The sequence below is a fragment of the Rhizobium sp. WYCCWR10014 genome, from assembly GCF_001657485.1.
GTDB lineage: Bacteria > Pseudomonadota > Alphaproteobacteria > Rhizobiales > Rhizobiaceae > Rhizobium.
Genome location: NZ_LXFU01000023.1, coordinates 68,335 through 92,813 on the forward strand (window position 1 = coordinate 68,335; position 24,479 = coordinate 92,813).

General features: G+C 60.9%; 26 protein-coding genes. 14 read left to right on the forward strand and 12 right to left on the reverse strand.

Annotation, left to right across the window (positions count from 1 at the left end):
- Window positions 1–23: 23 nt before the first annotated feature.
- The gene (locus A6U98_RS02610) at window positions 24–788 is read left to right on the forward strand and encodes a response regulator transcription factor (RefSeq protein ID WP_064647807.1); all 765 of its coding nucleotides are present in this window, start codon (window positions 24–26) and stop codon (window positions 786–788) included.
- Between the two features lie 118 nt (window positions 789–906).
- A complete protein-coding gene (locus tag A6U98_RS02615) occupies window positions 907–1,164 on the forward strand; it encodes a hypothetical protein (protein WP_064647809.1) in 258 nt (85 codons plus the stop codon).
- Window position 1,165: 1 nt separating this feature from the next.
- Here the strand turns inward: A6U98_RS02615 and A6U98_RS02620 are convergent, their stop codons facing one another.
- The 6 genes from A6U98_RS02620 to A6U98_RS02645 form a co-directional block, all read right to left on the reverse strand.
- Window positions 1,166–1,891 carry an SDR family oxidoreductase gene (locus tag A6U98_RS02620; RefSeq protein ID WP_064647811.1) on the reverse strand — a complete coding sequence of 242 codons (726 nt, stop codon included), beginning with the start codon at window positions 1,889–1,891 and terminating at the stop codon, window positions 1,166–1,168.
- Between the two features lie 11 nt (window positions 1,892–1,902).
- Window positions 1,903–2,964: a sn-glycerol-3-phosphate ABC transporter ATP-binding protein UgpC gene (gene ugpC, locus A6U98_RS02625; RefSeq protein ID WP_064647813.1), complete on the reverse strand. Its 1,062-nt coding sequence runs from the start codon at window positions 2,962–2,964 to the stop codon at window positions 1,903–1,905.
- Window positions 2,965–3,025: 61 nt separating this feature from the next.
- Window positions 3,026–3,232, reverse strand: a complete 207-nt coding sequence (locus tag A6U98_RS02630) for a DUF2160 family membrane protein (RefSeq protein ID WP_064647816.1) — start codon at window positions 3,230–3,232, stop codon at window positions 3,026–3,028.
- Window positions 3,233–3,236: 4 nt separating this feature from the next.
- Window positions 3,237–4,076, reverse strand: coding sequence for a carbohydrate ABC transporter permease (locus A6U98_RS02635; protein ID WP_064647817.1), 840 nt, complete (start codon window positions 4,074–4,076; stop codon window positions 3,237–3,239).
- Window positions 4,077–4,080: 4 nt separating this feature from the next.
- Window positions 4,081–4,956 carry a sugar ABC transporter permease gene (locus tag A6U98_RS02640; RefSeq protein ID WP_017958930.1) on the reverse strand — a complete coding sequence of 292 codons (876 nt, stop codon included), beginning with the start codon at window positions 4,954–4,956 and terminating at the stop codon, window positions 4,081–4,083.
- A gap of 96 nt (window positions 4,957–5,052) precedes the next feature.
- Complete coding sequence (locus tag A6U98_RS02645; protein WP_064647819.1) at window positions 5,053–6,486, reverse strand: extracellular solute-binding protein; 1,434 nt, start codon at window positions 6,484–6,486, stop codon at window positions 5,053–5,055.
- A 297-nt stretch (window positions 6,487–6,783) separates the two neighbouring features.
- Here A6U98_RS02645 and A6U98_RS02650 point away from each other — a divergent pair, with 297 nt between their 5' ends.
- The 12 genes from A6U98_RS02650 to A6U98_RS02705 all read left to right on the forward strand — a co-directional run bounded on the left by A6U98_RS02650 (window position 6,784) and on the right by A6U98_RS02705 (window position 18,685).
- Window positions 6,784–7,668, forward strand: a complete 885-nt coding sequence (locus A6U98_RS02650; RefSeq protein ID WP_064647821.1) for a sugar phosphate isomerase/epimerase — start codon at window positions 6,784–6,786, stop codon at window positions 7,666–7,668.
- Window positions 7,669–7,730: 62 nt separating this feature from the next.
- Window positions 7,731–8,957, forward strand: a complete 1,227-nt coding sequence (locus A6U98_RS02655; RefSeq protein WP_064647823.1) for an ROK family transcriptional regulator — start codon at window positions 7,731–7,733, stop codon at window positions 8,955–8,957.
- 30 nt (window positions 8,958–8,987) lie between these two features.
- Window positions 8,988–9,965: a sugar kinase gene (locus A6U98_RS02660; RefSeq protein ID WP_064647825.1), complete on the forward strand. Its 978-nt coding sequence runs from the start codon at window positions 8,988–8,990 to the stop codon at window positions 9,963–9,965.
- Window positions 9,965–11,242: a D-tagatose-bisphosphate aldolase, class II, non-catalytic subunit gene (locus tag A6U98_RS02665; RefSeq protein WP_064647827.1), complete on the forward strand. Its 1,278-nt coding sequence runs from the start codon at window positions 9,965–9,967 to the stop codon at window positions 11,240–11,242. The genes A6U98_RS02660 and A6U98_RS02665 overlap by 1 nt, the downstream gene beginning before the upstream one ends.
- Window positions 11,243–11,272: 30 nt before the next feature.
- A complete protein-coding gene (locus tag A6U98_RS02670) occupies window positions 11,273–11,998 on the forward strand; it encodes an SDR family oxidoreductase (RefSeq protein WP_064647829.1) in 726 nt (241 codons plus the stop codon).
- An 11-nt stretch (window positions 11,999–12,009) separates the two neighbouring features.
- Window positions 12,010–12,783, forward strand: a complete 774-nt coding sequence (locus tag A6U98_RS02675) for an SDR family oxidoreductase (RefSeq protein WP_064647831.1) — start codon at window positions 12,010–12,012, stop codon at window positions 12,781–12,783.
- A gap of 136 nt (window positions 12,784–12,919) precedes the next feature.
- A complete protein-coding gene (locus tag A6U98_RS02680; RefSeq protein ID WP_064647832.1) occupies window positions 12,920–13,744 on the forward strand; it encodes an aldolase in 825 nt (274 codons plus the stop codon).
- Window positions 13,745–13,766: 22 nt separating this feature from the next.
- Complete coding sequence (locus tag A6U98_RS02685) at window positions 13,767–14,921, forward strand: Gfo/Idh/MocA family oxidoreductase (protein WP_064647834.1); 1,155 nt, start codon at window positions 13,767–13,769, stop codon at window positions 14,919–14,921.
- Window positions 14,921–15,592, forward strand: coding sequence for a D-lyxose/D-mannose family sugar isomerase (locus A6U98_RS02690; protein ID WP_064647836.1), 672 nt, complete (start codon window positions 14,921–14,923; stop codon window positions 15,590–15,592). The genes A6U98_RS02685 and A6U98_RS02690 overlap by 1 nt, the downstream gene beginning before the upstream one ends.
- Window positions 15,592–16,650, forward strand: coding sequence for a carbohydrate kinase family protein (locus A6U98_RS02695; RefSeq protein WP_064647837.1), 1,059 nt, complete (start codon window positions 15,592–15,594; stop codon window positions 16,648–16,650). Before A6U98_RS02690 ends, A6U98_RS02695 begins: the two co-directional genes overlap by 1 nt.
- 130 nt (window positions 16,651–16,780) lie before the next feature.
- Window positions 16,781–17,569 (forward strand): L-iditol 2-dehydrogenase, encoded by a 789-nt coding sequence (locus tag A6U98_RS02700; RefSeq protein WP_064647839.1) that lies wholly within the window; start codon window positions 16,781–16,783, stop codon window positions 17,567–17,569.
- 105 nt (window positions 17,570–17,674) lie between these two features.
- Window positions 17,675–18,685, forward strand: a complete 1,011-nt coding sequence (locus A6U98_RS02705; RefSeq protein WP_064647841.1) for a zinc-dependent alcohol dehydrogenase family protein — start codon at window positions 17,675–17,677, stop codon at window positions 18,683–18,685.
- Between the two features lie 18 nt (window positions 18,686–18,703).
- Here A6U98_RS02705 and A6U98_RS02710 read toward each other — a convergent pair whose 3' ends face one another.
- From A6U98_RS02710 to A6U98_RS02735, 6 genes are all read right to left on the reverse strand, one after another.
- Window positions 18,704–19,723, reverse strand: a complete 1,020-nt coding sequence (locus A6U98_RS02710) for a LacI family DNA-binding transcriptional regulator (protein ID WP_064647843.1) — start codon at window positions 19,721–19,723, stop codon at window positions 18,704–18,706.
- Between the two features lie 184 nt (window positions 19,724–19,907).
- On the reverse strand, window positions 19,908–20,768 hold the full coding sequence (locus tag A6U98_RS02715) for a Pnap_2097 family protein (RefSeq protein ID WP_064647845.1): 861 nt from the start codon (window positions 20,766–20,768) through the stop codon (window positions 19,908–19,910).
- 2 nt (window positions 20,769–20,770) lie between these two features.
- Window positions 20,771–22,045, reverse strand: a complete 1,275-nt coding sequence (locus tag A6U98_RS02720; RefSeq protein ID WP_064647847.1) for an MSMEG_0569 family flavin-dependent oxidoreductase — start codon at window positions 22,043–22,045, stop codon at window positions 20,771–20,773.
- A gap of 11 nt (window positions 22,046–22,056) precedes the next feature.
- Window positions 22,057–22,344 (reverse strand): MSMEG_0570 family nitrogen starvation response protein, encoded by a 288-nt coding sequence (locus A6U98_RS02725; protein WP_018445851.1) that lies wholly within the window; start codon window positions 22,342–22,344, stop codon window positions 22,057–22,059.
- Window positions 22,337–23,506 (reverse strand): MSMEG_0565 family glycosyltransferase, encoded by a 1,170-nt coding sequence (locus A6U98_RS02730; protein WP_064647849.1) that lies wholly within the window; start codon window positions 23,504–23,506, stop codon window positions 22,337–22,339. Before A6U98_RS02730 ends, A6U98_RS02725 begins: the two co-directional genes overlap by 8 nt.
- A complete protein-coding gene (locus A6U98_RS02735; RefSeq protein ID WP_064647851.1) occupies window positions 23,503–24,477 on the reverse strand; it encodes a sll0787 family AIR synthase-like protein in 975 nt (324 codons plus the stop codon). The genes A6U98_RS02730 and A6U98_RS02735 overlap by 4 nt, the downstream gene beginning before the upstream one ends.
- Between the last annotated feature and the right edge of the window lie 2 nt (window positions 24,478–24,479).

A 24,479-nucleotide genomic window follows, 5' to 3' on the forward strand; every position in this document is an offset into this window, starting at 1 on the left:
GAATATTATGAATAGCTGTTGCGCTGCAAATATTCTGGGGGAGCACGCAAGTGTCCGACATTGCTGGAACTAGGCGCCGTATGGGGCGCAATGCACCAACTGTGATCATCATTGAGCATTCTACATTGGCGCGTACGACAGTGGTGAAGCTTCTTGAGCGTGAAATCGCTGGGTGGAACGTTATAGATTTGATCTCGACTGAGAGTCTCGATCGAGCTCTTGGAACTGAGGTGCGCTTGATTCTGTTAGGTCTGGCCGGCAGAGGTGTCGAGAGTACCAGCCTGCGTGATGATCTCGCGGCAATTGCTGCTCGTTTTCCTGAGGCTCCTATCACGTTGCTCTCAGGTACGGATGACGCCATCATAGCCCGTCAGGCACTCAAAATGGGCATCCGCGGCTTTTTCTCGACTTCACTCCCTATTGACATTGCCCTTGCCGGTCTTCGTCTCGTTCTGGCAGGAGGAACATTTTTCCCGCAGCTATTGGGAGTTGTTACAGCAGGCCCAAACGAGCATACGCCGGCCAGAAATGAGGCCGAAAAAAGCTTGGATGAGAGGACGCAGTATTTGGCAGTTGCCGATTTCACTCCCCGGGAAGCGGATGTCCTCGCAGAGTTGCAATGCGGCTGTTCAAATAAGGTCATTGCAGGAAAACTCAATTTGTCGGGGCATACGGTGAAGATGCATTTGCAACACATAATGCGCAAGTTGCAGGCGCAGAACCGCACTGAAGTGGTTGCCCGCTTAATTCAAAGAGCCGCCGGTGGGCCTGACGTCTCGCCGAGTTAGGCGGTGTCGCCAGTATCGGCGGATATCAGAGGGCGTTCGTTTCAACTGTTTGCATATCGTGATGCCTTGATCGGAACCGCGAGTCCGCCCGTCCGTTACCCTTTGAGCAACGGAGGAAATGGACATGCGCAAGAAAAAAGCCATCGTCGAGGCGGCGCTTGAGTCCGAGTACGAGCGCCAGGCACTGGGGATCATGAACACGGAGCAAGCTCTGAAGCTTGAGGATTCAGACGGTCTTGTCTTCAGCCATCCGGATAAGGAGGCTGGCGTGACGGATCATTTTGTTGATCAAGATGAGCTGCGCCGGTTGGTGCGGCGGTCGACGTCGCCGCATCCCCTATTGCAATCGCAGGCTCGTACGACACGTTCGTCCTGAGTCAGGCAATCATGTAGCCGCCGTCCACCGGCATCGATATGCCGTTCACCATGGCAGCCTGGTCGGACAGCAGGAAAAGAACAACCTCGGCAATGTCTGCCGGCTCGGCGAAGCGTCCGACCGGAATACGCTTCATCATCCCGGCCGCCTTCTCGGGATCGCTCCATGCCTTCACCGCCATTGGCGTCAACGTCACCGTCGGGTGGACGCCGTTCGCGCGGATGCCGTGAGGCGCAAGCTCCTTTGCCATGACCCGCGTCAACCCGTCCAATCCACCCTTCGACGCACAATAGGCAGCGTGGTCGGGGATGCCGACGAAGGATGCGACCGACGAGACATTGACGATGGCGCCTGGACGGCCTTCCTTGATCAGCGAACGGGCATATTCCTGGGCGACGATCATCGGAGCACGCGTGTTGACCGCGACAAGGCGGTCGAATGCTTCGACGGTTGTCTCCAGGAACGGCTGAAGCTCGGTTGTGCCGGCGCAGTTGATAAGGAAATCTGCGGGAAGGGCAGCGATCGCCGCCTCTCTGGTCGCATCGGCGTCTGCGAGATCGACCTGGATTGCCCGGCAGCCGAATTCCCCTCGCAGCGCTTCGACATCGGCGCCGCTGCGGGTCAAGGCGACGACCTGCGCACCCCGTTCGACGAGCATCCTTACAATTTCGCGTCCGATGCCTTTTCCTGCGCCGGTCACGATCACCGTCTTTCCTCTGAAGTCCATGGATCGTTCTCCTAAAGTCTCTGGCCTGTTTCCCGATCGAAGATATGCGCACGTCGGGGATCGATGTGGAAGTACATCGTCCGTCCGGGGTCGACCTCGATACGCTCGCGGATCAGGGCGTCGATCGGCACGCCTCCCGTGCGGCCGAAGATCAATGTCTCCGAACCCGTGGGCTCGAACACCGAGACTTCGACGGGAACGCCTTCCTCGCCGATCGTGATGTGCTCCGGTCGGATGCCGTAGGTAACGGCTCGTCCTTCATCCGCATTTGTATCTGCCATCGGAAGGGTGATTCCCTCGTCAGTGACGACGATCTTCCTGCCGTCGCGGATGGCTATGCGGCCGTGAAGGAAGTTCATCGATGGGCTGCCGATGAAGCCGGCGACGAAGAGGTTGACCGGAAAGTCGTAGAGATCGAGTGGCTTGCCGATCTGCTCGACCCTGCCGTCGCGCATCACCACGATCTTGTTGGCCATCGTCATCGCCTCGATCTGATCGTGCGTGACGTAGACGGTGGTGGTCTTCAGCCGCTGGTGAAGCTCCTTGATCTCGACGCGCATGGTGACACGGAGTTTAGCGTCGAGGTTCGACAATGGCTCGTCGAACAGGAAGACCTTCGGATCTCGGACGATGGCGCGGCCCATCGCCACGCGTTGACGCTGTCCGCCCGACAGTTGCTTCGGATAGCGGTCGAGATAACGCGTCAGATCGAGGATCTCGGCCGCCCTGCCGACCTTCTCGTCGATCTCCGCCTTCGGCCGCTTGGCCATCTTCAGCGGAAAGCCCATGTTCTCGGCGACGGTCTTGTGGGGATAGAGCGCATAGCTCTGGAAGACCATCGCGATGTCGCGCTCCTTTGGAGGAGCGTCGGTGACGACACGGCCGCCGATCCGGATGTCTCCGCTGCTGACCGTCTCCAGCCCGGCGATCATCCGGAGCAGGGTGGACTTGCCGCAGCCGGAGGGGCCGACCAGAACGACGAATTCGCCGTCCTCGATGTCGACGCTGACGCCGTGCATGACTTGAAGAGAGCCATATTTCTTGGTGACGTCGCTAACCTGTACGTTTGCCAATGTCGTTCCCCCCTAAAGCAGCGCGATTTGTGACTTGATGTCGTTGACGGAATTCATCGGCTCATCCCTTCCAGACGATATAGGCGCCAAGGACCGTCGAGATCGCCGCCGCAAACCATACCGAAGGCCCGAACGGCTCGATGAACCGCATCCAGAACAGCGAGAGCGCGACCCAGATGACGATCGAGATGAAGAGCCGGTCGAACCAGTTCGTTTCGATCGGTAGAAATCCCGGCTTGGGTTCGTTATTTCCTGATTGAGACGTCATCGTTTCATCCTTTCACGGCGCCGAAGGTCAGGCCGGCGACGATGTGGCGCTGGACCACCGAAAAGACGATGAGCGCTGGAACCAATGTCAGCATTGAAATCGCGGCCATGATGCCCCAGGCCGTCCCCGTCGTCGTCACATATTCAGACAAGCCGGTGGTGAGTGTCCGCGCATGGAAGTTGGTGAGCGTCGCCGCCAGCAGGTATTCGTTCCACGCAAACACCCAGGTTAGGATCAGCGTCACCGCAAGTCCGGGCCGTGCCAAAGGAAAGATGATATCATAGAGGACGGTCCATGGGCTCGCGCCATCCATATAGGCCGCCTCGTCCAATTCCTTCGGAATGCCTTCCACGGTCGGGCGCAGCGTCCAGATGGCGAAGGGAAGGTTGAAGGAGCAATAGACGAGGATCATGCCCAGCTTGGAATCGGCGAGCGAGAAGTCGCCGATCCTGTAGACCTGCGTCAGCAGCAGGAAAAGCGGCAGGAGGAAGACCGCCGGCGGCGCCATGCGGTTGGTGATCGTCCAGAAGAAGATGCTTTCCTTGCCGGCGAGGTCGAAGCGCGTCAGGGCGTAGCAGGCAAGGAAACCGAGCGTGGTGACGAGCAGCGCGTTCCCTGACGAAATGATCATCGAGTTGAGCATGTATCCGCGCAAGGTCGGATTGGTCAGCACGTCCTGGTAGTTCTTCCAGAAGAAGCTCCGGAGAATGACATCGGGCGTCGAGAACAGGTCGAAGGGCTGTTTCACCGATATGACGAAGAGCCAGTAGATCGGGAAAAGGGTCGCGAGGCTTATCAAGGTCCACAGGACGACCGGAAGCAAGGGAAAACGGGTCTTCTTCATCGCTTCAACCTCTCTTCACGCGGGGCGCAATCAGGCCGACATAGAGCAGCCAGCAGACGACGATGGTGAGATAGAGGACGATGACGGAGATCGCCGAACCGTAGCCGTAATTCGTCTTGGGAAAAACTTCCCTGAAGATATGGACGCCGATGTAGCGCGTCGAAGAACCCGGACCGCCGCCGGTCAGCATCAGGACTTCGTCGACGGTGCGCAGCGCGTCCATCAGCCGGATGAACACCGTGGCGAGCAGGGCCGGGCGGATCAGGGGAAGCGTGATGTGCCAGAAGATCTGGCTTTTGCCGGCGCCGTCGATCTGCGCCTGCTCGAAGGGGTCTGATGGAAGCGAGACGAGTGCGGCGATCAGCGAGAGGGTGACGAGCGGCGTCCAGTGCCAGATGTCCATGATGACAGTGACGGTGAAGGCCGCGACGGCGCTCTGGCCGATATTCAGATCGTAGCCGAACCAGCTCCTCAGGAGATAGGGAATGATGCCGATCGACGGCGTGGTCATCAGCTTCCAGACGGAGCCGACGATGATCGGCGCCATGATCAGCGGCAGCGTATGGATCGTGCGAAACACCGCTTTTCCGGGAAAGTCCTTGAGCAGCGCCTGGGCGAGGATGTAGCCGAGGACCAGCTCCGACACGACCGCGAAGAAGACGAATGCCAGGGTTATGCCGAGCGATGCCAGGAACTGCGGGTCGAAGACGAGCCGCCGATAGTTCTCAGCCCAGTTGAAGATCATGCCCGGATTGGCCGCGAACGGGTTCCATGAATGGAAAGAGACCCAGAGGACGTAGATGAAAGGAAAGATCCCGAACAGTCCGAGGATCACTATGGTCGGTGACAGCAACAGCCACCCGAGCTTCTGCGAATGCATCGCCTATCCCCCATTGAACGTTATGTGGACGTCCGCTCCATCAGGGAGCGAAAGATGACGGGTCGCCGGAACGACCCGTCAGTTGGGGAGGATGTTTTATTTGCGATAGCCGAGCGAGGTGAGCTCCTCTTCGGCCTTGGCCGCCATCTGGTCGAGGCCTTCATCCGGACCGATCTTGCCGGTCAGGATGTCGTAGAAGATAGGAGCAGTCGCTTCACGTACCTGAGCATGGAAGGGATAGGGAGGAGCGCCGGCGAAGAGCTTGCCATCGTCCTTCAGCATCGTGTAGAAGCCGCCGAGCTTGACGTCCATTTCCTTCACCTTCGGATCGTCGAACGTCGCCGTATTGGTGATGCGCGGTGCGGCGATGGCCCAATCGGGCTGCACTTCGTTCTGACCGATGAATTCGAGGAACAGCAGCGACGCTTCCTTGTTCTTGGACGTGACCGGCACGCCGAAGGCACCGCCATCGTAGTAGCCGATATAGCCCTTTCCTGCTTTCGCGTCGTCCAGCACGCCCGGCTCGAGCGGCGGCAGGGCGAAACCGACCTGGCCGACCACCTTCGACTGCGCCGGATCGCTTGCGATCCATGCGGCGTTCTCACCGTAGATCAGTCCCTGGGCGACGCGGCCAGCGGCGAAGGTCGTTGCGGTTTCCGTCCAGGTTGACTGCGTCGATTCCGGAGGAGCGATGTCGCGCAGGTGCAGCCAATACTTCAACGCGGCCTTCGCCTTGTCGCCGTTCATCGCGCCGCCATGTTCGACAGTCGCTGCATAGTTGTTCTTGGCGTCGATGCCCCAATTGTAGACGCCGAAGGTCGGCGCGATGGACTCGAAGAATTCATACCAGGACGCCGGATGGCCTGTATGTGCCTGAGCGGTCGTGCCCCAGAGCTCCATGCCGTTGTCCTTGCCGTACTTCGTGAAGAAGTCGGCGATCTCGGTATATTCCGCGTGTGTGGTCGCCGGCTTCAGGTCCTTGCCGGTTTCCTTCTTGAAGGCTTCCTTGATCTTCGGATCGTCGAAGAGGTCCTTGCGATAGAGATACGCCTTCAGGAAGGCTTCCATCGGAACGCCGAAGAGATCGCCGCTCGCATCCTTGAAGTAGTCGGCAAAGCTGGTGAAGTTGGCGTCGTCGTAGGTCGGCGCCTTCAGATCCGGCTGGTCTTTCAGTGTCTTCGTGATGTCGACGAGGAAATTCCTGGCCAGATAGGAGTAGATGATGTCCTGCTCGATGTAGACCATGTCATAGATGCCGGTCTTGGCTTCCATATCCTTGATGGCCTTGTCGTACATCTGATCCCAGGACGTCGTCTCGATGTCGACCTTGATGCCGGTCTTCTTTTCGAATTCCGGAGCGAGCACGTTCCTGATGTAGTTCGATGGCGGGGTGCTTTCGGTGACGCCGTGCAGTGTCACGCCCTTGAATTTGGCGCCGGCGTCGGACCAGAAGTCAGCCCAGGCCGGTGACGCGGTAGTGGCGAGGCTGAGCGTCAGCGCAAGCGCGCTAGCCTTCAAAGCATAATTCATTTTCAATCCTCCCAAAGTGCAGCGAGATCATTTCGCCGGCCTTTTGTGTAGGCCAAAAAAACCACTGGTGCAACATTTGTTGTCTAAACATGCAAATCGTTGATCTATCCCTTTGATTTTTGCAGAAACTAATTTCCGGCAAAGGGCAAAATGAAGCGGCGAGAAGTGTAAAATATTGCATTGCAAGGTAATTTTGCAAAGCAGCAAAAAAATTACAGCTAAAATTATTTGTTGTCTTGCCAAACTAAATGGCATAGCACTGTGCGCAACCAAAGGCATTTTTTGGAGGAAAAGACCATGCGTCGATTGGGTATCCATTCATTTGTATGGACAGGTGGCCAAACGCAGGAAGGGCTGGAAATGGCCCTCAACAAGACGGCCGAACACGGATATCGCACCATCGAATTTGCCTATCTGCGCCCCGAGAAATTCAATCTCGATCGACTGGCAAAGCTTGCGCAGTCGCTTGACGTGGAGATTGGCGTGACGATGGGTCTGCCGCTCGACAAGGACGTATCGAGCGAGGACATGTCTGCGGTGTCCGCCGGCAAGCAGACGCTGGCCGACGCCGTTCGTGCGGTCCGTGATATCGGCGGCAACAAGCTGGGCGGGATTCTCTATTCCGCGCACACCAAGTACAATCGCCAGCCGACGAAGAAGGGCTGGGACAACAGCGTCGCTGCGATCGCCGCGACCGGCGAAGTCGCCAGGCAGGCGAACGTCGATCTCGTGCTGGAGGTTGTCAACCGGTTCGAGACGAACCTGCTGAATACCACGGCGCAGGGGCTGAAGTTCATCGCCGAGACGGGGTCCGAGCATGTTCGACTCCACCTCGACACGTTCCATATGAACATCGAGGAAGCCAATCCGGCCGCGGCGATCCGCCTCGCCGGCGACAAGATCGGCTACTTCCACATCGGCGAGAGCAACCGCGGCTATCTCGGCGACGGCGTCATCAACTTCGATCTGATCTTCGACGCTCTGCTCGACATCGACTACAAGCGCGACATCGTGTTCGAGAGCTTCTCGACGACGGTCGTCGACGAAGGCCTGTCGCTTGCCTGCGCGATCTGGCGCGACACCTGGGAGGAGAATGATCCGCTTGCGGCGCACGCGAAGCGCTACATCGAGTTGAAATATGACGAGGCCAAGCGCCGCCGCGCCACAAACGCGCGGCCCTGATTATCCTTCTGACAGCCTGTTCCAGTCGTGTAAGGGTTGGGCCGACTGAAGGGAATTGAAATATGAACGACACCGTCTCCATCGGAAGTTCGCCGCGCAGGATCCGACAGAACAATATCGTCGCCGCCTTGCAGACGATCTATGCCCACCGAAGCCTCAGCCGGGCGGATCTCGCCCGGAAGCTCGGGATGAATCGCTCGTCCTCGGGAGAGATCGTAGCCGAACTGACGGAAGGCGGGTTCGTTCGGGAGTCGGACGAGAGTGGCAAGCAGCGTTTGGAGCCTTCCCGTGCCGGTCGTCCCGGCATCATGCTCGAACTGGTTCCCGATGCCGCATTCTTCGTCGGGATCGAGATTGGCGTCGAGCATATATCGGCTGCAGTTGTCGATCTCTCCGCCGAAGTCCGGGCATGTCGGAAAATGGCGTTCGACACACCGTCTTCTACCGTGGAGGAGGCCGTGGCGCAGGGCGTCGAGCTGATTGTCAGTGCGATGGCGAAGGGGATGATCGGACGGTGCAAGGGTCTCGGCATATCGGCGCCGGCCCACATCCGGCCGGACGGAATTGTCACCCTCGCGCCCATCATCGGCTGGCGAGACGTGTCGTTGAAAGAGATTGGTCAAACCGCCTTCCTGGCCGCATTCCCGGCCGCCGTCCCGATCGCGGTTGAAAACGACGCCAACGCGTTTGCGATCGGCGACAGCTATCGTCACGGCGCCGCAGGCGTGACCCTGTTCCTGCTGATGGAAACCGGCGTCGGCGGCGGCATCATGATCGATGGCAAGCTGTTCCGGGGCGGCCACGGCCTGGCGGGCGAAATCGGCCACACCCTGGTGCCGGGAAGCGGCGGTCAGAAGTTTGAACAGCTGATCGGTCGCGAAGTGCTGATCAGGCAGTATCGCGAGGCTATTGGACGTAAGCACGTCGATCTGCAGGAATTCCTTGGCGACGTTCATGACCGTGTCCCGGCCGCGGTGAATATCGCCGAAACCTGGTCGCGCCATCTCGCATATGCATTGCTGCAGGCCTGTCGTCTGCTCGACCCGGACAGGATCGTGCTGGGTGGCTCCGTGGCGTCTCTCTACCCGATGGTGGCCGCCCGCGTGGCGGTTCACATGTCGGAGGGCCAGAATATACCTTTCCCCATGCCGGAGATTGTCGTGGACGATGATGCGGAGTTCGGCTCCGCCTTCGGGGCGGCATGCATGTTGCACCAGCGCTTTCTGTCCCTGGAGAGCGAAGAGTTCGGCAGCGAGGATGGTGCGCCGGTCCAGGCGGCGACGAGTTGACGACAAGAACGATCGAAAGCAGGATTGTAAATGACCTCAGTACTGGCTCCGGACCAGCTTGGTCCCACGGTTTGCGTAGGGGAGATCCTCGTCGAGATCGTCGCCACGACGGTCGGAGACGGGTTTCTTGAAGCCCAGCCGCTTGTTGGTCCGTTTGCGAGCGGAGCGCCGGCGATCTTCATCTCGCAATGCGGCCGACTGGGTGGAAAGGCCGCAATGGTTGGCGCCGTCGGCGATGACGATTTCGGTCGTGTCAATACCGATCGCCTCAAACGCGACGGCGTCGATGTTTCGACGATCTCGATCGATCCGGACTATCCCACGGGAAGCGCTTTTGTCCGCTATCGCAAGGATGGCTCCCGCGATTTCGTCTACAACATCGCCACATCGGCAGCTGCGCGCTTCGGCTGGTCTCAAGCGGTCGGCGCTCTCCTCAATCGGAGCGGGCATCTTCACGTGATGGGCTCGGCTCTGTCGGTCCCCAGCGCGCGCGCGGTGATCGACAAGGCGGTTGACATCGTCAAGGCACGCGGGGGAACGCTCTCGGTGGATCCGAACATTCGCAAGGAATTGAAGCTGGACGAGCAGACCGAGCGTCGCTTTTCCAAGCTTGTCGCTGCCGCCGATCTGCTTCTGCCGTCCGGAGAAGAGCTTGAGCGTGCCGCAGGTGTCGAAGGCGAGGCAGAAGCTATCCGCCGCTTGTTCGAGATGGGCGTCAAGGAGATCGTGCTGAAGCGCGGAGCCGACGGCGCGACCTATTTCGGCTGGCAAGGAGACCGCATCGACGCCCCGGCATTCGTCGTTCAGGAGGTCGACCCCACGGGCGCCGGCGACTGCTTCGGCGGGGCCTACCTCACCTGCCGGCGGCTCGGAATGTCTCCGCAACAAGCTCTGACCTATGGTTCGGCCGCCGGCGCCCGCAACGTGACGGTCCTCGGGCCGATGGAAGGTGCCGGCACTCACCAGGAACTCGATGCGTTCATCGCTTCAACCGAAAGGCGCCCGTGATGCAGGTGCATCTCAACGATCTGGCAAGGGTGCGGATCGAAGGCCACCCGAGAGGCGTGACCTCCGTCTGCTCGGCCCATCCGATCGTACTTCGCGCTGCACTCCGACACGGGCGGCAACAGGCAAGCACCGTCCTGATCGAAGCCACCTGCAACCAGGTCAATCACCGCGGCGGCTACACCGGAATGACGCCAAGCGACTTCGCATCTCTCGTCGGCAAAATAGCAGTCGAGGAAGGGTGCCCCGAAAAACTCATCGTTCTCGGCGGTGATCATCTCGGCCCCAATCCCTGGCGCGACCGCCCGGCGGAAGAGGCGATGGCCGAGGCGGAGAAGATGGTTGCCGCCTATGTCGACGCCGGATTCCGCAAGATTCACCTCGATGCCTCGATGGGCTGCAAGGGCGAGCCGGTGGCGCTCGACGACGAAACCACAGCCTATCGCGCCGCTCGGCTTGCGGCGGTCGCCGAGGCCTCGGCAAAGAAGACCGGCGGCGCATTGCCGGTTTACGTCATCGGCACCGAAGTGCCGCCGCCAGGCGGGGCCGATCATGCCCTGACAACCATCGAACCGACAGCTGCCGCAGCGGCGCTGGAGACGATCGAAGTCCACCGCCGGATCTTTACAGAGGCCGGACTCGGGCAAGCGTTTGGACGGGCGATCGGTCTGGTCGTTCAGCCGGGCGTCGAGTTCGGCAATCAGAATGTCATCCTGTACGACCGGAGCAAGATAGACGCGCTGAAATCGGTGCTCACCGAGGAGCCGCAGTTCGTCTTCGAGGCGCATTCGACGGACTATCAGGGAACCCGGCCGTTGACCGCGCTGGTGGAGGACGGCTTTCCCATTCTGAAGGTTGGTCCCGAGCTGACCTTCGTCCTGCGCGAGGCGCTCTACGCGCTGGATGCGATCGCTTCGGACCTCTTGCCCGATTACGGCCAGCGTCCGCTCTATGCCGTGATGGAAGCGCTGATGCTCGATCAGCCCGGCAATTGGAGCCGCCACTACCACGGGACGAACGCCGAGATGCGCTGGCTGCGGCACTATTCGCTGTCTGACCGCATCCGTTATTATTGGGCGTCGGCTGAAGCGCAAGAGGCCGTCCGGCGCCTGTGCGAAGCCCTTCGAGGGCAGGCCGTACCGCTGCCATTGCTTTGGCAGCATATGCCGGCCGCTCAGGACTTCGCAGATGCGCCGCTCGATCCGGAACAGGTTTTGATCTGGAGAGTGACGAAGAGTCTTGCGGACTATCACGCCGCCTGCGGCGTCGGGAAGAATTAGCAATCAGCATCAAGACAGGAGGAAAAATCGATGACGGAATTGAATGGCAAGATCGCGGCGGTCACGGGTGCTGCATCCGGAATAGGACTCGCTTCGACGGAGGCAATGCTTGCCGCTGGCGCGACGGTCGTGCTGGTGGACCGCGATGAGAGGGCCCTTGAGACAGTTTGCGCCCGGCTTGGCGAGCGCGCTATTCCGCTCAAGATCAACTTGCTGGATCCGGGCGAGTGTGCGGGACTGCTCGAGGGCATTCTGTCGAAGGCGGGTAAACTCGACATCCTGCATGCCAATGCAGGCACCTATATCGGCGGCGACCTGATGGAAACCGACCTCGATACCATCGATCGGATGCTCAATCTCAACGTCAATGTCGTCATCAAGAACGTTCGAAATGTCATTCCGCACATGATCGAACGTGGCACTGGCGACATTGTCGTCACCAGCTCCGTCGCTGGACATTCGGCGATTCCATGGGAACCGGTCTATTCGTCGTCGAAGTGGGCGATGACCTGCTTCGTCCAGACGATGCGACGCCAGCTTTTGAAAAGTGGCATTCGTGTGGGGTCGGTTTCTCCGGGACCGGTGATCAGCGCTTTGCTCGCGGATTGGCCGGAGGAAAACCTACGCAAGGCCAAGGAGGCCGGAGCCTTGATCGAGCCCAAGGAAGTCGCCGACGCGATCATCTTCATGCTGACCCGTCCGCGCAACGTCACCATCCGCGATATCGTCGTGCTTCCGAGCGCCTTTGACATTTGAGGAGACGTGAGATGAGCTACCAGCAGAAATTTCGCCTCGACGGCGAACGTGCGGTGGTCACAGGCGGAGGGCGTGCGATCGGTCTCTGCTGCACCGAGGCGCTGGCGGAGGCGGGCGCCGCCGTCGTCGTCATCGAACGCAGCGAGGCCGACGCTGGGCAAGCGCTTGCGCTGCGCGACGGAGGCTATGACGTCGAAGTCCGGGTCGGCGACGTCACCGACGCAGCCCGAATGGACGCGATCGCGGCTGAGCTTGCCGATGGCGGGCGACCGGCGACGATCCTCGTCAACAATGCCGGCATCGGCCAGAGCGGCGTTCCGGCGCAGGATCTCACCGACGCGGATTGGCTGCGCATGATGGACGTCAATCTCAATGGCGTCTTCTGGTGCTCGCGCGCCTTCGGTCGTCCCATGATTGCGATGAAACGGGGCGCCATCGTCAACCTCGGCTCGATGTCGGGGCACATCTGCAACCGGCCCCAGCCTCAGACGGCCTATAACGTCTCCAAGGCGGCCGTCCATCACCTCACGCGCTCCTTGGCCGCCGAGTGGGCGCATCACGGCATCAGGGTAAATGCCGTCGCGCCCACCTATATCGAGACACCGATGGTGGTCGCCGTCGAAGCCAATCGCGAGCGCATTCCGCTCTGGCTCGCCGACACGCCGATGGGCAGGATGGGAACGCCGGAAGAGGTTGCCAGCACGGTCCTCTTCCTCGCATCAGGTGCCGCCAGCCTGATGACCGGGGCGATCGTCAACGTCGATGCAGGTTTTACCTGCTGGTAGTCCTTCCTGGACGAGGTGCGAGCAGCACCTCGTCCACACCTGGAAACCAGTATGGAAACGTTACCACATTATATTGACTCGCATTCCTTCTGCGTTTATCCAGATGTGGAAACGTTGCCATATTGGGAGGAAGCTGATGAAATCCGCGCGGTTGAACCGACTTTTCGGCGTGTCTGGAAATTGTTTTGACGTTGCTATCGATCACGGCATGTTCAATGAACGGACCTTCCTTTCCGGCATCGAGAATATGAAGACGGCCATCGAGGTGATCGCGGACGCGGCACCGGATGCCATTCAGCTGCCGCCGGGGACCGCACCATTTCTGCAGGCTATTCCCGGCAAGCATCGCCCGGCGCTGGTGCTGCGCACCGACATCGCCAACATCTATGGCAATCCCCTGCCGTCTCAGCTGTTTTCCGAAGTGATCGACAGGGCGGTGGAACAGGGCGTTGCATTGGATGCTGCCTGTGTCGTCGTCAATCTTTTGATGCTGCCGGACCAGCCGGAAGTCTACCGCGCCTGCGTGCGCAATGTGAACAGCCTGAAGCGCGAATGCGAAATCTACGGCATGCCGCTGATGGTCGAACCGCTTGTCATGCAGGACAATTCCAAGGGCGCCTACATGGTCGATGGCGCGATCGACAAGATCCTGCCGCTTGTGCGCCAGGCGGCTGAACTCGGCGCCGATATCATCAAGGCCGACCCGTGCGACAATGTCGAGGAATATCATCGCGTGGTCGAGATCGCCCAGGGCCTGCCTGTGTTGGTGCGCGGCGGCGGCCGCGTTTCGGATCAGGAAATCCTGATCCGCACCAAGCAGTTGATGGAGCAGGGCGCGCGTGGCATCGTCTATGGCCGCAACGTCATCCAGCATCACAATCCCGGCGGCATGACGCGGGCCTTGATGGCGATCGTCCATGACAAGGCTTCCGTCGAGCAAGCCTCGCTGCATATTGGCTGACGCGCGTCTGGGAGGACATGTCATGACGAAAATATTCCGTTTCGGCGTCATCGGCTGCGGTCTGATGGGACGCGAGTTCGCGAGCGCCGCGGCGCGCTGGCTGCATCTGGCCGATGTGAAGGCGCGACCGGAAATCGTCGCCGTCTGTGATACCAACGCGACGCTGCTCGACTGGTTCAGGGATCATGTGCCGACTGTTCGGCAGTTCACCGCCGACTATAAGGAGCTTCTGGCCAATCCTGAGGTCGATGCGGTCTATTGCGCAGTCCCGCATGTGCTGCACCAGCAATTCTACATCGACGTCCTGAAGGCCGGAAAACATCTTCTCGGCGAAAAGCCCTTCGGCATGGACGCCGCTCAGAACCGGGAGATCATGGCGGTTCTTGCCGAGCATCCCGAACTCCTGGTCCGCTGCTCGTCGGAAATGCCGTTCTTTCCCGGCGCACAGAAGGTCATCGCGCTCGCAAAAAGCGGCGAGATGGGGGATATAATCGAAGTCGAGGCGGGTTTCCTGCACTCTTCGGATATCGACCGGCAGAAGCCGATCAACTGGAAGCGCATGGCCGAGATCAATGGCGACTATGGCTGCATGGGTGATCTCGGTATGCATGTGCTGCACGTGCCGCTGCGTCTCGGCTGGCGCCCGACGACCCTGCATGCGCATTTGGTCAAAAAGGTCACCGAACGCCCCGACGGCAAGGGCGGCATTCTGCCCTGCACCACCTGGGACAATGCCACGATCAGCAGCCGCGTGCGCACCGGCGATCAGGATTTCCCGATGGTGCTGAAAACCTGGCGCATCGCGCCCGGCGAATCCAACACCTGGTACATCAGGGTTCTCGGCATGAAGAAAAGCGCATTCTTCAGCACGAAGTCGCCGCGCCAGTGGCAATGGATGGACTATAATGGCGGTGCCCAGGCCTGGAGCACCGAGGATCTCGGCTATGGCTCGCTGTTTCCAGCCATTACAGGCAAGATCTTCGAATTCGGTTTTGCCGACGCCATACAGCAGATGTGGGCGGCCTTCGTCGATGAGCTTGCCGGCGGCAATGCCAACGGTTTCGGCTGCGCGACCCCGGCGGAAGCGCAGGCGCATCATGCGGTCCTGACGGCAGCCCTCACATCCGGCCGCGAGGACGTCGTGGTACCGGTCGCGTATGACGGGGCATCCGTCTGATGCAGCGCTCTGCGATCAACGCCGCGTTGCTGCGGGCAACCGAGACTCTCGAGCGTTGGCACTGGTCGCTGCCGGCATGGGGGTATTGGACGGCGGCGGATTTTGCCGCTTATCCCGAGGCTTCAGCCTACTTGCGCACCCATCAGCTAGGTTGGGATGTCACCGATTTCGGCTCGAACCGGTTTGCCGAATGCGGCCTCGTGCTGTTTTGCCTGCGCAATGGCATCGTTGATATCAGGGGTGAACGGACCTATGCCGAAAAGCTGCTCTTCGTTGGGGAAGGGCAGCTCACGCCGACACACCGTCATGCGGCGAAGATGGAAGACATCATCAATCGCGCCGGTGGCGATCTCATCATCGAATTCGCCGCAACCGATGCTGATGGCAATGTGCTAAAGGATGATGTGACGGTTCCGGTAGACGGGCTGCCGCACCGGCTCGCTGCATGGGAGCCGCTGGTTCTCCGGCCTGGCCAGAGCGTGACGATCCGCACCGGGCTTTATCATCGCTTTTACGGCAGGAAAGGGGGCGGACCTGTCCTTGTCGGCGAGGTCAGCCAGGTCAACGACGACAACAGCGATAATTTCTTTCTGGAGCCGATCGGGCGCTTTGCCGCGATCGAGGAAGATGAGCCGCCGCTGAGACCGCTCTGGAACGAAGGAGGCAGTTGATGCGGGTCGGGGAGGAGGTTCACGATCGCGACAGTCAGAAGCAGGGCGGCATCGTCTGCGCGGGAAACTTCATCGTCGATCGCGTCCACACCCTGTCCTATTGGCCCGAACAGGGCAATCTCGCGCATATCCTCCACCAGGATCTCGGCGTGGGGGGTGGTGCCGCCAATGTCGTCACCGATCTGGCCTCGCTCGGATTTCCGGGAAAGCTGGCGGCGGCGGGATGCATCGGCGCTGATCAGGACGGAGAAATCGTCAAGGCCCGCCTTGCGCTTGCCGGCGTCGATGTCGGTGGGCTGACGGCGCTTGCCGACCGGGTGACGGCGCATACGCATGTCATGAATGTGCCCGGCCAGAACCGCACCTTCTTCTATCATGGCGGCGCCAACGATGCCGTCACGGATGAGCTTGTCTCACCCGCCGCCTTCGCCAAGGCCGGCTATCGGCTCTTCTATCTCGGTTACCTCATGCTGTTGCCGGGTCTCGACCGGATTGACCCTGACGGCCGTTCGGGAGCGTCGCGCCTGCTGGAAGCCGCGCGCCGCGCGGGGCTGACGACCTGCGTGGATTTCGTATCGAGCGAAGACCCGGAATTTGCGGCCAAGGTCGGCGTCGCTCTGCCCTTCTGCGATTTCCTGATCATCAACGAGATGGAGGCGGGTCGGGCAACCGGCGTTATCGTTCGCGATGCGAAGGGAGATTTGATCGAGGCGGGGCTTTTGGAAGCGGGCGAGCGCCTGCTTGCCGCAGGCGTCACCAAAGGCGCGATCATCCATGCACCGGAAATCTGCTTCTGGTTTGCATCAGGCGCTTCCCCGATCATGACGCGTTCACGACCCGTCGATCCCGATGACATCGTCAGTACGGTCGGCGCAGGAGACGCCTTCTGTGCCGCCGTGCTCTACGGCCTGCATGAGAACTGGTCGGTCGAGCATATTTGCGCCGTCGCCCATGCTGCGGCTGCGCATTGCCTCGCGGGTGCGACGGCCACCGACGGCATCCCCGACATGTCTGTGCTCCTTCGGGAGGCGAAGGAGACGAATCCGCAATCCGCTTAGCCCATCGGCGTCGTCTCAGGAACGGCTCCGATTTTCGTTTAGTCAAGGGAGGAGCAAACATGAAACTATTCATTATGGCAGCCGCGCACGGCACTCCTGCCGATTTAGGCGCGACCGGGGAGGCAGTGCGATGACATATGCGGAAACGGCGCGGCTCTCCGGCAAGGTGGCATTGGTCACAGGAGGAGCGAGCGGCATCGGCAAGGCGGTATGCGAACGCTTCGCCGCCGAAGGCGCCAGGGTCGTCGTGGCGGACCTTGACGATGAACGATGCGCACGGGTGGCGGAAGCGATCGGCCCTGGTGCCTGGGGTGTCGCGCTTGATGTGACCAGCCAGGACAGCATCGAAGAAGCTGCGCGCTTCACGATCGCCACCGCCGGCAAGATCGATATCCTGGTCAATGCCGCAGGCATTTACGAGGTCGAGTCCATTCTGGAAATATCCCGGGAGCGCACCGCTAGGGTATTTCAGGTCAATATCGAAGGCCTGATCTTCATGACACAGGCCGTTGCCCGGCACATGGTGGAGAGAGGGGAAGGTGGACGCATCATCAACTTCTCGTCCCAGGCTGGACGTCGGGGCGAAGGACCGGCTGTGGCTTACTGCGCTTCCAAGGCGGCCGTCATCAGCATCACGCAAAGCTCCGCTCTGGAGCTGATCCGTTACGGGATCAATGTCAACGCCATTGCTCCCGGCGTCGTCGATACGCCGATGTGGGACGTCGTCGATGCAAAACTCGGCAGCCGGGAAGGTTTGAAACCCGGTGACGTCAAGCGCCGCGTGGCCGCCGCCGTTCCGGCCGGACGATTTGGCGCCCCCCACGAACAAGCTGCCATGGCCGCCTTCCTGGCCGGGCCTGATGCAGTATACATCGTGGCGCAGTGCTACAATGTCGACGGCGGCAATGTCATGAGCTGAGCGCTTGAGCCGTGCCCGGGATGGTCGATGCCGTGTGGCGGGCCATCCCGCAAGGCGGCTTCATCCCGCAAAGAGGCAATCGAACTTGTGGTCTGGAGGAGTGAAATGAAGGCTGTACGCTTGGAGTCGGTCGGGTCTTTGACCATGCGTAGCGTTGAGAAGCCGGTTGCCGGGCCGGGCGAGTTGCTTGTCCGGGTGGTAGCCGCCGGCATCTGCGGTTCCGATCGCCACATGTACAAGGGCGAATATCCGACAGCGATCCCCGTCACGCTGGGCCACGAATTCTGCGGCATCGTGGAAGGGATCGGCGATGTGGTGACCCGGTTTACCGGCGGTGAGCTGGTGACGGTCGACCCGAATATCTCGTGCGGCACCTGTCGGGCTTGCACGCAAGCGCGGCCGAACTTGTGCGAGAGCTTGACGGCCATCGGCGTCACACGGGACGGCGGCTTTGCGGAATATGTGGCGGTGCCGCATGCGCAGGCCTTCGTCCTGCCGGCCGGCCTCGATCCCGTTCATGGCGCCTTCAGTGAACCGCTGGCTTGCTGTATCCACGCCATCGACAAGGCAAGGATCCGTCCGGGCGACAGCGTCGCGATCCTCGGCGGGGGCGTGATCGGTCTGCTCATGGTGCAACTGGCCCGGTTGGCTGGGGCAGGCGAGATCATTTTGATCACACGCCAGCAATCGAGACGGCAAACTGCTTTGCGCCTGGGGGCGACGCACGCCTTCGACCCGGCCTCTTCGGACACGATCGCTTCCGTGCGAGAGGTTACCAAAGGCGGCACAGACGTGGTCATCGAGTGCGCCGGCGTGCCCGACACGCTTCAAACGGGTCTGAAAATGGCGCGGCGCGGTGGCACCTTCGTGCTTTTCGGGGTGACGCCGGCGGGTGTCGAGGTGCCGGTTCTGCCTTTCGATCTGCTCGTAAACGAAGTCGATATCAGGCCGGCCTACCTCAACCCCTTCACCCATTCGCGCGCTGCGGCAATGGTCGCGAACGGGGTGTTGGAACTGGACGCATTGGTCACCAAAACCATCGGTCTCGAGGAGGTCGCCGACATGGTGGGCAACGCGCCATTGCCAGGCGAGATCAAGGTCATCATTCGGCCCTAGCTTCGGGGTCCCATCTGCTCAACTGCGAACGGGGCCGGTGGAATCGCGCTCGATCAGCGTGACCGGCACTTTTACGATCGCACCTTGCCGAGGTTTGTCTCCCGTTTGGTGCTCGTCGATCAGCGCTTCCAGCAGCCGTGCTGCCTGCTGCCCGACGTCGCGGATCGGCTGCGCGACCGTTGTCAGCCGTGGAAAGACATAGGCTGCCTCCGGCAGATCGTCGAAGCCGACGACCGAATAGTCGTTCGGAACGGAAAATTCGCGATCCTGGATGGCATGGATCGCGGCAATCGCTGAAACGTCGGTCGTGCCGATGATTGCGGTGACCTCGGGTCGAGATGCCAGCAATTCTCGCGCCAGCCGGTAGGTTTCTGCAAAGCTGTGCTCTTCCGCCATCGCCACGATGGCAGGAGCGAGGCCGTCTTTCGCCATCTCGGCCGTAATGCCCTGAAGGCGAAGCTGGATAGGCTGGCTGTGGGCCGGCGCGCCGACGATGGCGATCGCCCGGTGGCCGAGGTCAAGCAGATGGCGCGCCATCAGCCGTCCACCTTCCTCGTGATCGGCCATGACAGCGTCGTCGGCGATGCCGCTCAGCTCGCGGTCAATGGCGATGATCGGAATGTGAGCGTCCCTGAGCACCCCGAAATGCTCGGTGCTGCCGAAGGCGCTCGCCACGATAACGCCGTCGACGCGCTGGGCGAGCAGCATGGAGATGTAGCGCACCTCATGGTCCATATTTTCCGCCGTGCTGCAGATCAGCGTCTGATAGCCGTGCTGAAACAATTCCTGTTCGATGGCATGCGCCAGGATGCCGAAGAAAGGCACTTCAATCGACGGCAGCATCAGTCCGATCATCCGGCTTGGTGCACCGCGCAGCATACGGGCACCCTTGCTGGGCGTGTAATTCAGCGTTCGGATAGCCGCCTCGACCCGGTCCCTGAGCTCAGGCGAGGCGTAACCGCTGTTGTTGAGCACGCGCGAGACCGAAGAGACCGATGTTCCTGCAAGTTTAGCGATATGTCTGATGCTGGTCGTCACGTGCTCGCATATCTTTCTCTACAGCGCCGAGCGTCTTTTCAGACGCGCATGGGACGCTAGCACAGGAGCGGTCGAACATTCATCAGACGGACCGCTGAAGTTCACTTTCATTTCATCATCCACTAGATCACTAGCGGGACGCCGTATCAAGCACGCGCCGCAAGTGCGGGCTCCCGTCCATGCCTCAGCGAAGACATGTCCACATACCGAATATTTTGGCGATCACTTTCCCATTTTCGCGTCGCAACTGCCCATGAACAGATTTTTGCTCGTCAGAAAAATCAATAAGGTCGAAGAAAACGCTTTCATTTCGTTCGATATTTCCCAGGAAGAAGACGTCCTTACGGACGACCGGCCCCTTGCAGGGAAACCAGTTTTCCAAGGCGCGATCGGCGAGAGCCTGATACTCGGCAAAGTAAAACAGTCCCGCGCCGTTGAACTCCTGCGAGGCGCTGGGATCAAACCGAAAGGTTCGGAGCGCTTTGTTTGCGGAGACCGGAAACCCGAAATGCGTTTCTAACCGCCCATTCCGGATGTCTGCAGCATTCTGGGCCAGAAGACTAGGCTGGAACCGTTGTCCCTGCGGCTCAGGCAACGTCACACGCGCTATCGAGTGATTGTTGTCTTTGATCGTTCTGTAAACGAAGGTTGAGATGAGTTCGACGGCGCCGACGCTTCGTCCGTGGACAGACAACTCGTGTCGGGTCGAAGTCCGGGTTCGCGAGACTGCGGACAGTCTCGAATGGATCGTCAAAATGTCGTTCGCCTGCACGACGTCGAAACGCGCATCCGTCAGTGACGTTGCACAGATCGCGGCATAGGCCTCCTCTCCATCGGCCGTTCTGAAATCCGCATTGTCGATCCCGAGATGACAGGCGAGCATCAGCCAATGGCGATGGCCGAGTTCCTTCATCAGCCAGGTCTCCGATAGCCCGTTTCCATTCAAATGCGGCATGCCGAGCAGCATGTGCGGATCAAGGGCGCGTTCCATCAGGTCGCGTGCCGAAGGTCCTGCGGGCGGAAAATCGAGAAGGGCCGCGCTCATGATCAGGCGCTGACCGATTGCTTGAGAGACGATGTCTGTGCCGAACGTCGAGCTGCGAGATGCCCGACCACATGTTCGGCATCCCTGCCGACGCTGAGGAACCGGCCCGAGCCCCAGGTCCAGAGCCAGGGAAGTCCCAGCACGTAGACACCATCGACGACGGTGACGCCGCGGCGATGAACGGGATAGGCATTGCCATCGAAGATCGGCAGTCCGACGAAGGACCAATCTGGACTGAATCCCGTGGCCCAGATGACCGAGGTGATCCCCTCCGCCTTCAGGTCGAGTTCGGCGATCTCCGCCTCAGGCTCCCAGACGGGGACATAGGGGGACCCGGCCGGAGCATCGATGCCCTTTTCGGCGATATGCCGGTCAATCAGGGCATTGATGCCGTTGTAGACACGGTCGGCGCCGTCGAGATTGGCCTTCAGGTTCGGCTCGAACAGCATCCGGCCGGCGGCGACGCCGGACATGCGGCCGTATAGCGCCATGCCCTCCAGCGCGAACTTGCGCAGATCGATATCGCGTCCGCCGTCGCGTCCTGTCAGGTAATGGTTGGTGTCGTGCTTCTTCTTCGTCATGCCATCATGTTCGACCGTGATGTCGTACTGGCCGATATCGGAAAGCCAGTCGACCACATCGCGGCCGCGATAGAACCGGGCGCAGCGTGGCGCGTTGCCGGTGACGAGATGCACCTTGCGGCCGGCCAGATGCAGATCCTCTGCAATCTGGCAGCCGGACTGGCCGGAGCCGACCACGATGACGCCGCCTTCCGGCAGGTGATCGGCGCTGCGGTAGGCGGCTGTATGGATCTGCATGATGTCCTCCGGCAGGCGCTCGGCAGCACGCGGAATGGCCGGATCTGCATAGAGGCTGGTGGCGATCACCACGGCATCGGCGGTCACTGCGCCAGCCGAGGTCGCTAGCCGGAAGAGGCCGCCATGCCTTTCGAGCGAGGTCACGCTGGTTTGCTCGAAGACCGGCGCATCGACCTTTTTCACGAAGCGATCGACATAGGCGAGAATCTCGTCCTTGACCATAAAACCGTGCGGATCCGTGCCGTCATAGGGATGGTCGGGAAGCTGGCATTGCCAGTTCGGCGTCACCAGGCAGAAGGCGTCCCAGCGTTCGTTCTTCCACTTATGCGCAACGGTCTTCTTCTCGAAGACCACGTGATCGATGCCGTGCCCCTTCAGATAATGAGAGGCCGAGAGCCCGGCCTGGCCACCGCCGATGACGACCGCACTGTAATGGCTCTTGAGGAATGGTGTGGTCATGGTGGGTCCTTTCAAAGGATGAAGCTTTCGCAGCGGACTTCGGCCCCTGCGTCGGTGAGATAGGGAGTGGCGGCCTGTTCGATGCGCGACAGCTGGCCGAGCGCCAACGAGCAGGGATAGCCGTATTTCGCCTTGACCCTGTCGCTGGCGATGGTCAGTGCCGTGCGGCTGCGATCGAGAAAGTCGGACAGCGGATAGCTTCGGCCCTCGGCGAAATAGTCCTTGATCACCAGGGAGGGCGAGTAACAGGTCTCCTTGCGGCCATCCGGCCAGGCAATGACGAACCGCATTTCAGGCATGGTGGGGCTCCAGCAGCGTGTGATAGCGGGCAAGATGGGCAGTCGCGGTTTGGTGCCAGCCATGGCGGGCGGCAACCGCGAGACCACGGGGAATGATCTGCTCGCGGATCGGTGCGACCAGCGCCAGCACCATGCCTTCGGCAATGGAGACCGGATGACGCGGATCGCACCAGATCGCATCGCCGGGACCTAGATATTCGGTGAAGGGCGCAATCGAGGACGTCACGACCGGAATGCCGCTGGCCATGGCTTCCAGAACGACGAGGCCGAAGCCCTCCTTGAGCGAAGGGAACACCAGCGCATCCGCCAGCCGGTAGAGGCTCGGCATGTCGGCATCGGCGATCGCACCGGTGATATGCACCGCTGCGGCGTCCCGACCGAGGCAGGCGAGGCAAGAACGGAACTCTTCCTGATAGTCGCCATGGTCCAGGATAGAGGCGCCGCCGGCAATGACAAGCTGGGCATCCGGCCGGATGGCGCGGACCTGACGAAAGGCTTCGAGAATACCGAGGGTGTTCTTTCGCGCCTCGATGCCGCCGACACTGAGGAAGATCGGCCCGCTTCCCAGCTGCAGTCTGTCGCGCAGAGCGACCTGCTCGCCGCTCCAGGCAGGCGAGAAGCGGTTGGTGTCGACGCCGTTGCCCACCACTGTCGCCTCAATGCCGCGATCATATCTCAGCTTGTCCCGCCAGAGGCGGCTGACGGCGAAGAAGATATCGGCCGCATCGATCGCACGATCCTGCAAAGCCATCAGGCGCGGATCAGCAAACTGGTCGATGTGGTGGACAGTGCGGGCAAAATTCGGGATCAGGCCCTCCAGCTTGAGGGTCGCCAGCGCATTGCCGGAAATGCCGTCATGGGCGTGGAACAGGTCGAAACCGTTGGTTCCGGTTCTTCGGAAATAGCCGACATAGTCTGCAATCCGCTGCTCGACCATTTGCGTCATGTCCGCAGGTGCCGGCGGCACGGCAATGCAGGCGGTGCCGCAGGAGGGTTGACGAAAGAAGCCCGCCCCTTTGGCATCAGGCGCATGCAGGACCACCTCATGACCAAGCGAGGTCAGCGCTTCCGAAAGCTGCATGGCATGAACCACGCCGCCACGCGGGTTGGTGGAATGGGTCAGCATGGCAATGCGCAGGGTTCGGTGCGACGGGAGGCTCATGCGGCGACATCCTGCCGACCGAGCTGCAGCAGGGGTGTTTCGGTATGATCGCGCACCACTGCACGGCTTTCGCCATCGACCAGTGCGATCTCGCCACCAGCCACGACTGCGCCGATGACCGCAGCGCTGATGCCGCGCGCGGTGAAGCGGGTGACGACATCGGCCGCATGTTCCGGCGCGACCGAGAGCAGATAGCCGAAGCTCGGAAAGGTGACGAGCCAGCGGTCGAGGCTCACACCGGCGGGCAGGGGAACGGCGGTGACGTCGATATCGATGCCGACATGCGAACATTCTGCCAGCATGATGGCCGTGCCGACGATGCCGCCCTGGCTGATATCCTTCGCAGACAGCGCCAGCCCGGCCTCGGCGATCGCGGGCAGCAGCTCGAGATCGCCGCGCAGGCGCGCCGGCGCGGCATCGGTGGCGGCTTCCCAGTTGTTGAAGGGTTCGCGGTAACGGCCGCGATGGTCGATCGCTGCAACCAGCACATCGCCCGGCTTTGCATCGAAGCTCGTCAGCAGCGTCTTGGCACGACCGAGAATGGCGACCGACAATTGGCCGCGTTCGGTGCGGATATTGGTGTGCCCGCCGACGATCGGCACGCCAAAGGCGCTGGATGCCGCCCGCATGCCTTCCAGAACGGGTGTCGCGCCTGCCTCGCCATTGGCCCAGACGGCATCGACCACGGCGATCGGCCGGCCACCCATGGCAACGACGTCGGAGATGTTGACCATGACGCCGCACCAGCCGGCGAACCAGGGGTCGGCGGCGACGAACTCGTTCATGAACCCTTCAATGGCAAAAAGCAGATAACCGTCGCCATCGGGCAGTGCGGCGCAATCGTCGCCGACGGCAATCTGCTGCCACTGCAGGCCGAGCCTTGCCGCGATCGTGCCGATATCCTGCTTGGCGGCGATGCCGCTGCTGGCCGAGAGTTTTGCCGCCAGGGTCTTGATGTCGAACGCGACCATCC

Coding starts and splice junctions, on each gene's coding strand:
- A6U98_RS02615 (WP_064647809.1), top strand. CDS start 907: ATGGACATGCGCAAGAAAAAAGCCATCGTCGAGGCGGCGCTTGAGTCC.
- A6U98_RS02620 (WP_064647811.1), bottom strand. CDS start 1,891: ATGGACTTCAGAGGAAAGACGGTGATCGTGACCGGCGCAGGAAAAGGC.
- A6U98_RS02630 (WP_064647816.1), bottom strand. CDS start 3,232: ATGACGTCTCAATCAGGAAATAACGAACCCAAGCCGGGATTTCTACCG.
- A6U98_RS02635 (WP_064647817.1), bottom strand. CDS start 4,076: ATGAAGAAGACCCGTTTTCCCTTGCTTCCGGTCGTCCTGTGGACCTTG.
- A6U98_RS02640 (WP_017958930.1), bottom strand. CDS start 4,956: ATGCATTCGCAGAAGCTCGGGTGGCTGTTGCTGTCACCGACCATAGTG.
- A6U98_RS02645 (WP_064647819.1), bottom strand. CDS start 6,486: ATGAATTATGCTTTGAAGGCTAGCGCGCTTGCGCTGACGCTCAGCCTC.
- A6U98_RS02650 (WP_064647821.1), top strand. CDS start 6,784: ATGCGTCGATTGGGTATCCATTCATTTGTATGGACAGGTGGCCAAACG.
- A6U98_RS02655 (WP_064647823.1), top strand. CDS start 7,731: ATGAACGACACCGTCTCCATCGGAAGTTCGCCGCGCAGGATCCGACAG.
- A6U98_RS02660 (WP_064647825.1), top strand. CDS start 8,988: ATGACCTCAGTACTGGCTCCGGACCAGCTTGGTCCCACGGTTTGCGTA.
- A6U98_RS02665 (WP_064647827.1), top strand. CDS start 9,965: ATGCAGGTGCATCTCAACGATCTGGCAAGGGTGCGGATCGAAGGCCAC.
- A6U98_RS02670 (WP_064647829.1), top strand. CDS start 11,273: ATGACGGAATTGAATGGCAAGATCGCGGCGGTCACGGGTGCTGCATCC.
- A6U98_RS02675 (WP_064647831.1), top strand. CDS start 12,010: ATGAGCTACCAGCAGAAATTTCGCCTCGACGGCGAACGTGCGGTGGTC.
- A6U98_RS02680 (WP_064647832.1), top strand. CDS start 12,920: ATGAAATCCGCGCGGTTGAACCGACTTTTCGGCGTGTCTGGAAATTGT.
- A6U98_RS02685 (WP_064647834.1), top strand. CDS start 13,767: ATGACGAAAATATTCCGTTTCGGCGTCATCGGCTGCGGTCTGATGGGA.
- A6U98_RS02690 (WP_064647836.1), top strand. CDS start 14,921: ATGCAGCGCTCTGCGATCAACGCCGCGTTGCTGCGGGCAACCGAGACT.
- A6U98_RS02695 (WP_064647837.1), top strand. CDS start 15,592: ATGCGGGTCGGGGAGGAGGTTCACGATCGCGACAGTCAGAAGCAGGGC.
- A6U98_RS02700 (WP_064647839.1), top strand. CDS start 16,781: ATGACATATGCGGAAACGGCGCGGCTCTCCGGCAAGGTGGCATTGGTC.
- A6U98_RS02705 (WP_064647841.1), top strand. CDS start 17,675: ATGAAGGCTGTACGCTTGGAGTCGGTCGGGTCTTTGACCATGCGTAGC.
- A6U98_RS02715 (WP_064647845.1), bottom strand. CDS start 20,768: ATGAGCGCGGCCCTTCTCGATTTTCCGCCCGCAGGACCTTCGGCACGC.
- A6U98_RS02720 (WP_064647847.1), bottom strand. CDS start 22,045: ATGACCACACCATTCCTCAAGAGCCATTACAGTGCGGTCGTCATCGGC.
- A6U98_RS02725 (WP_018445851.1), bottom strand. CDS start 22,344: ATGCCTGAAATGCGGTTCGTCATTGCCTGGCCGGATGGCCGCAAGGAG.
- A6U98_RS02730 (WP_064647849.1), bottom strand. CDS start 23,506: ATGAGCCTCCCGTCGCACCGAACCCTGCGCATTGCCATGCTGACCCAT.
- A6U98_RS02735 (WP_064647851.1), bottom strand. CDS start 24,477: ATGGTCGCGTTCGACATCAAGACCCTGGCGGCAAAACTCTCGGCCAGC.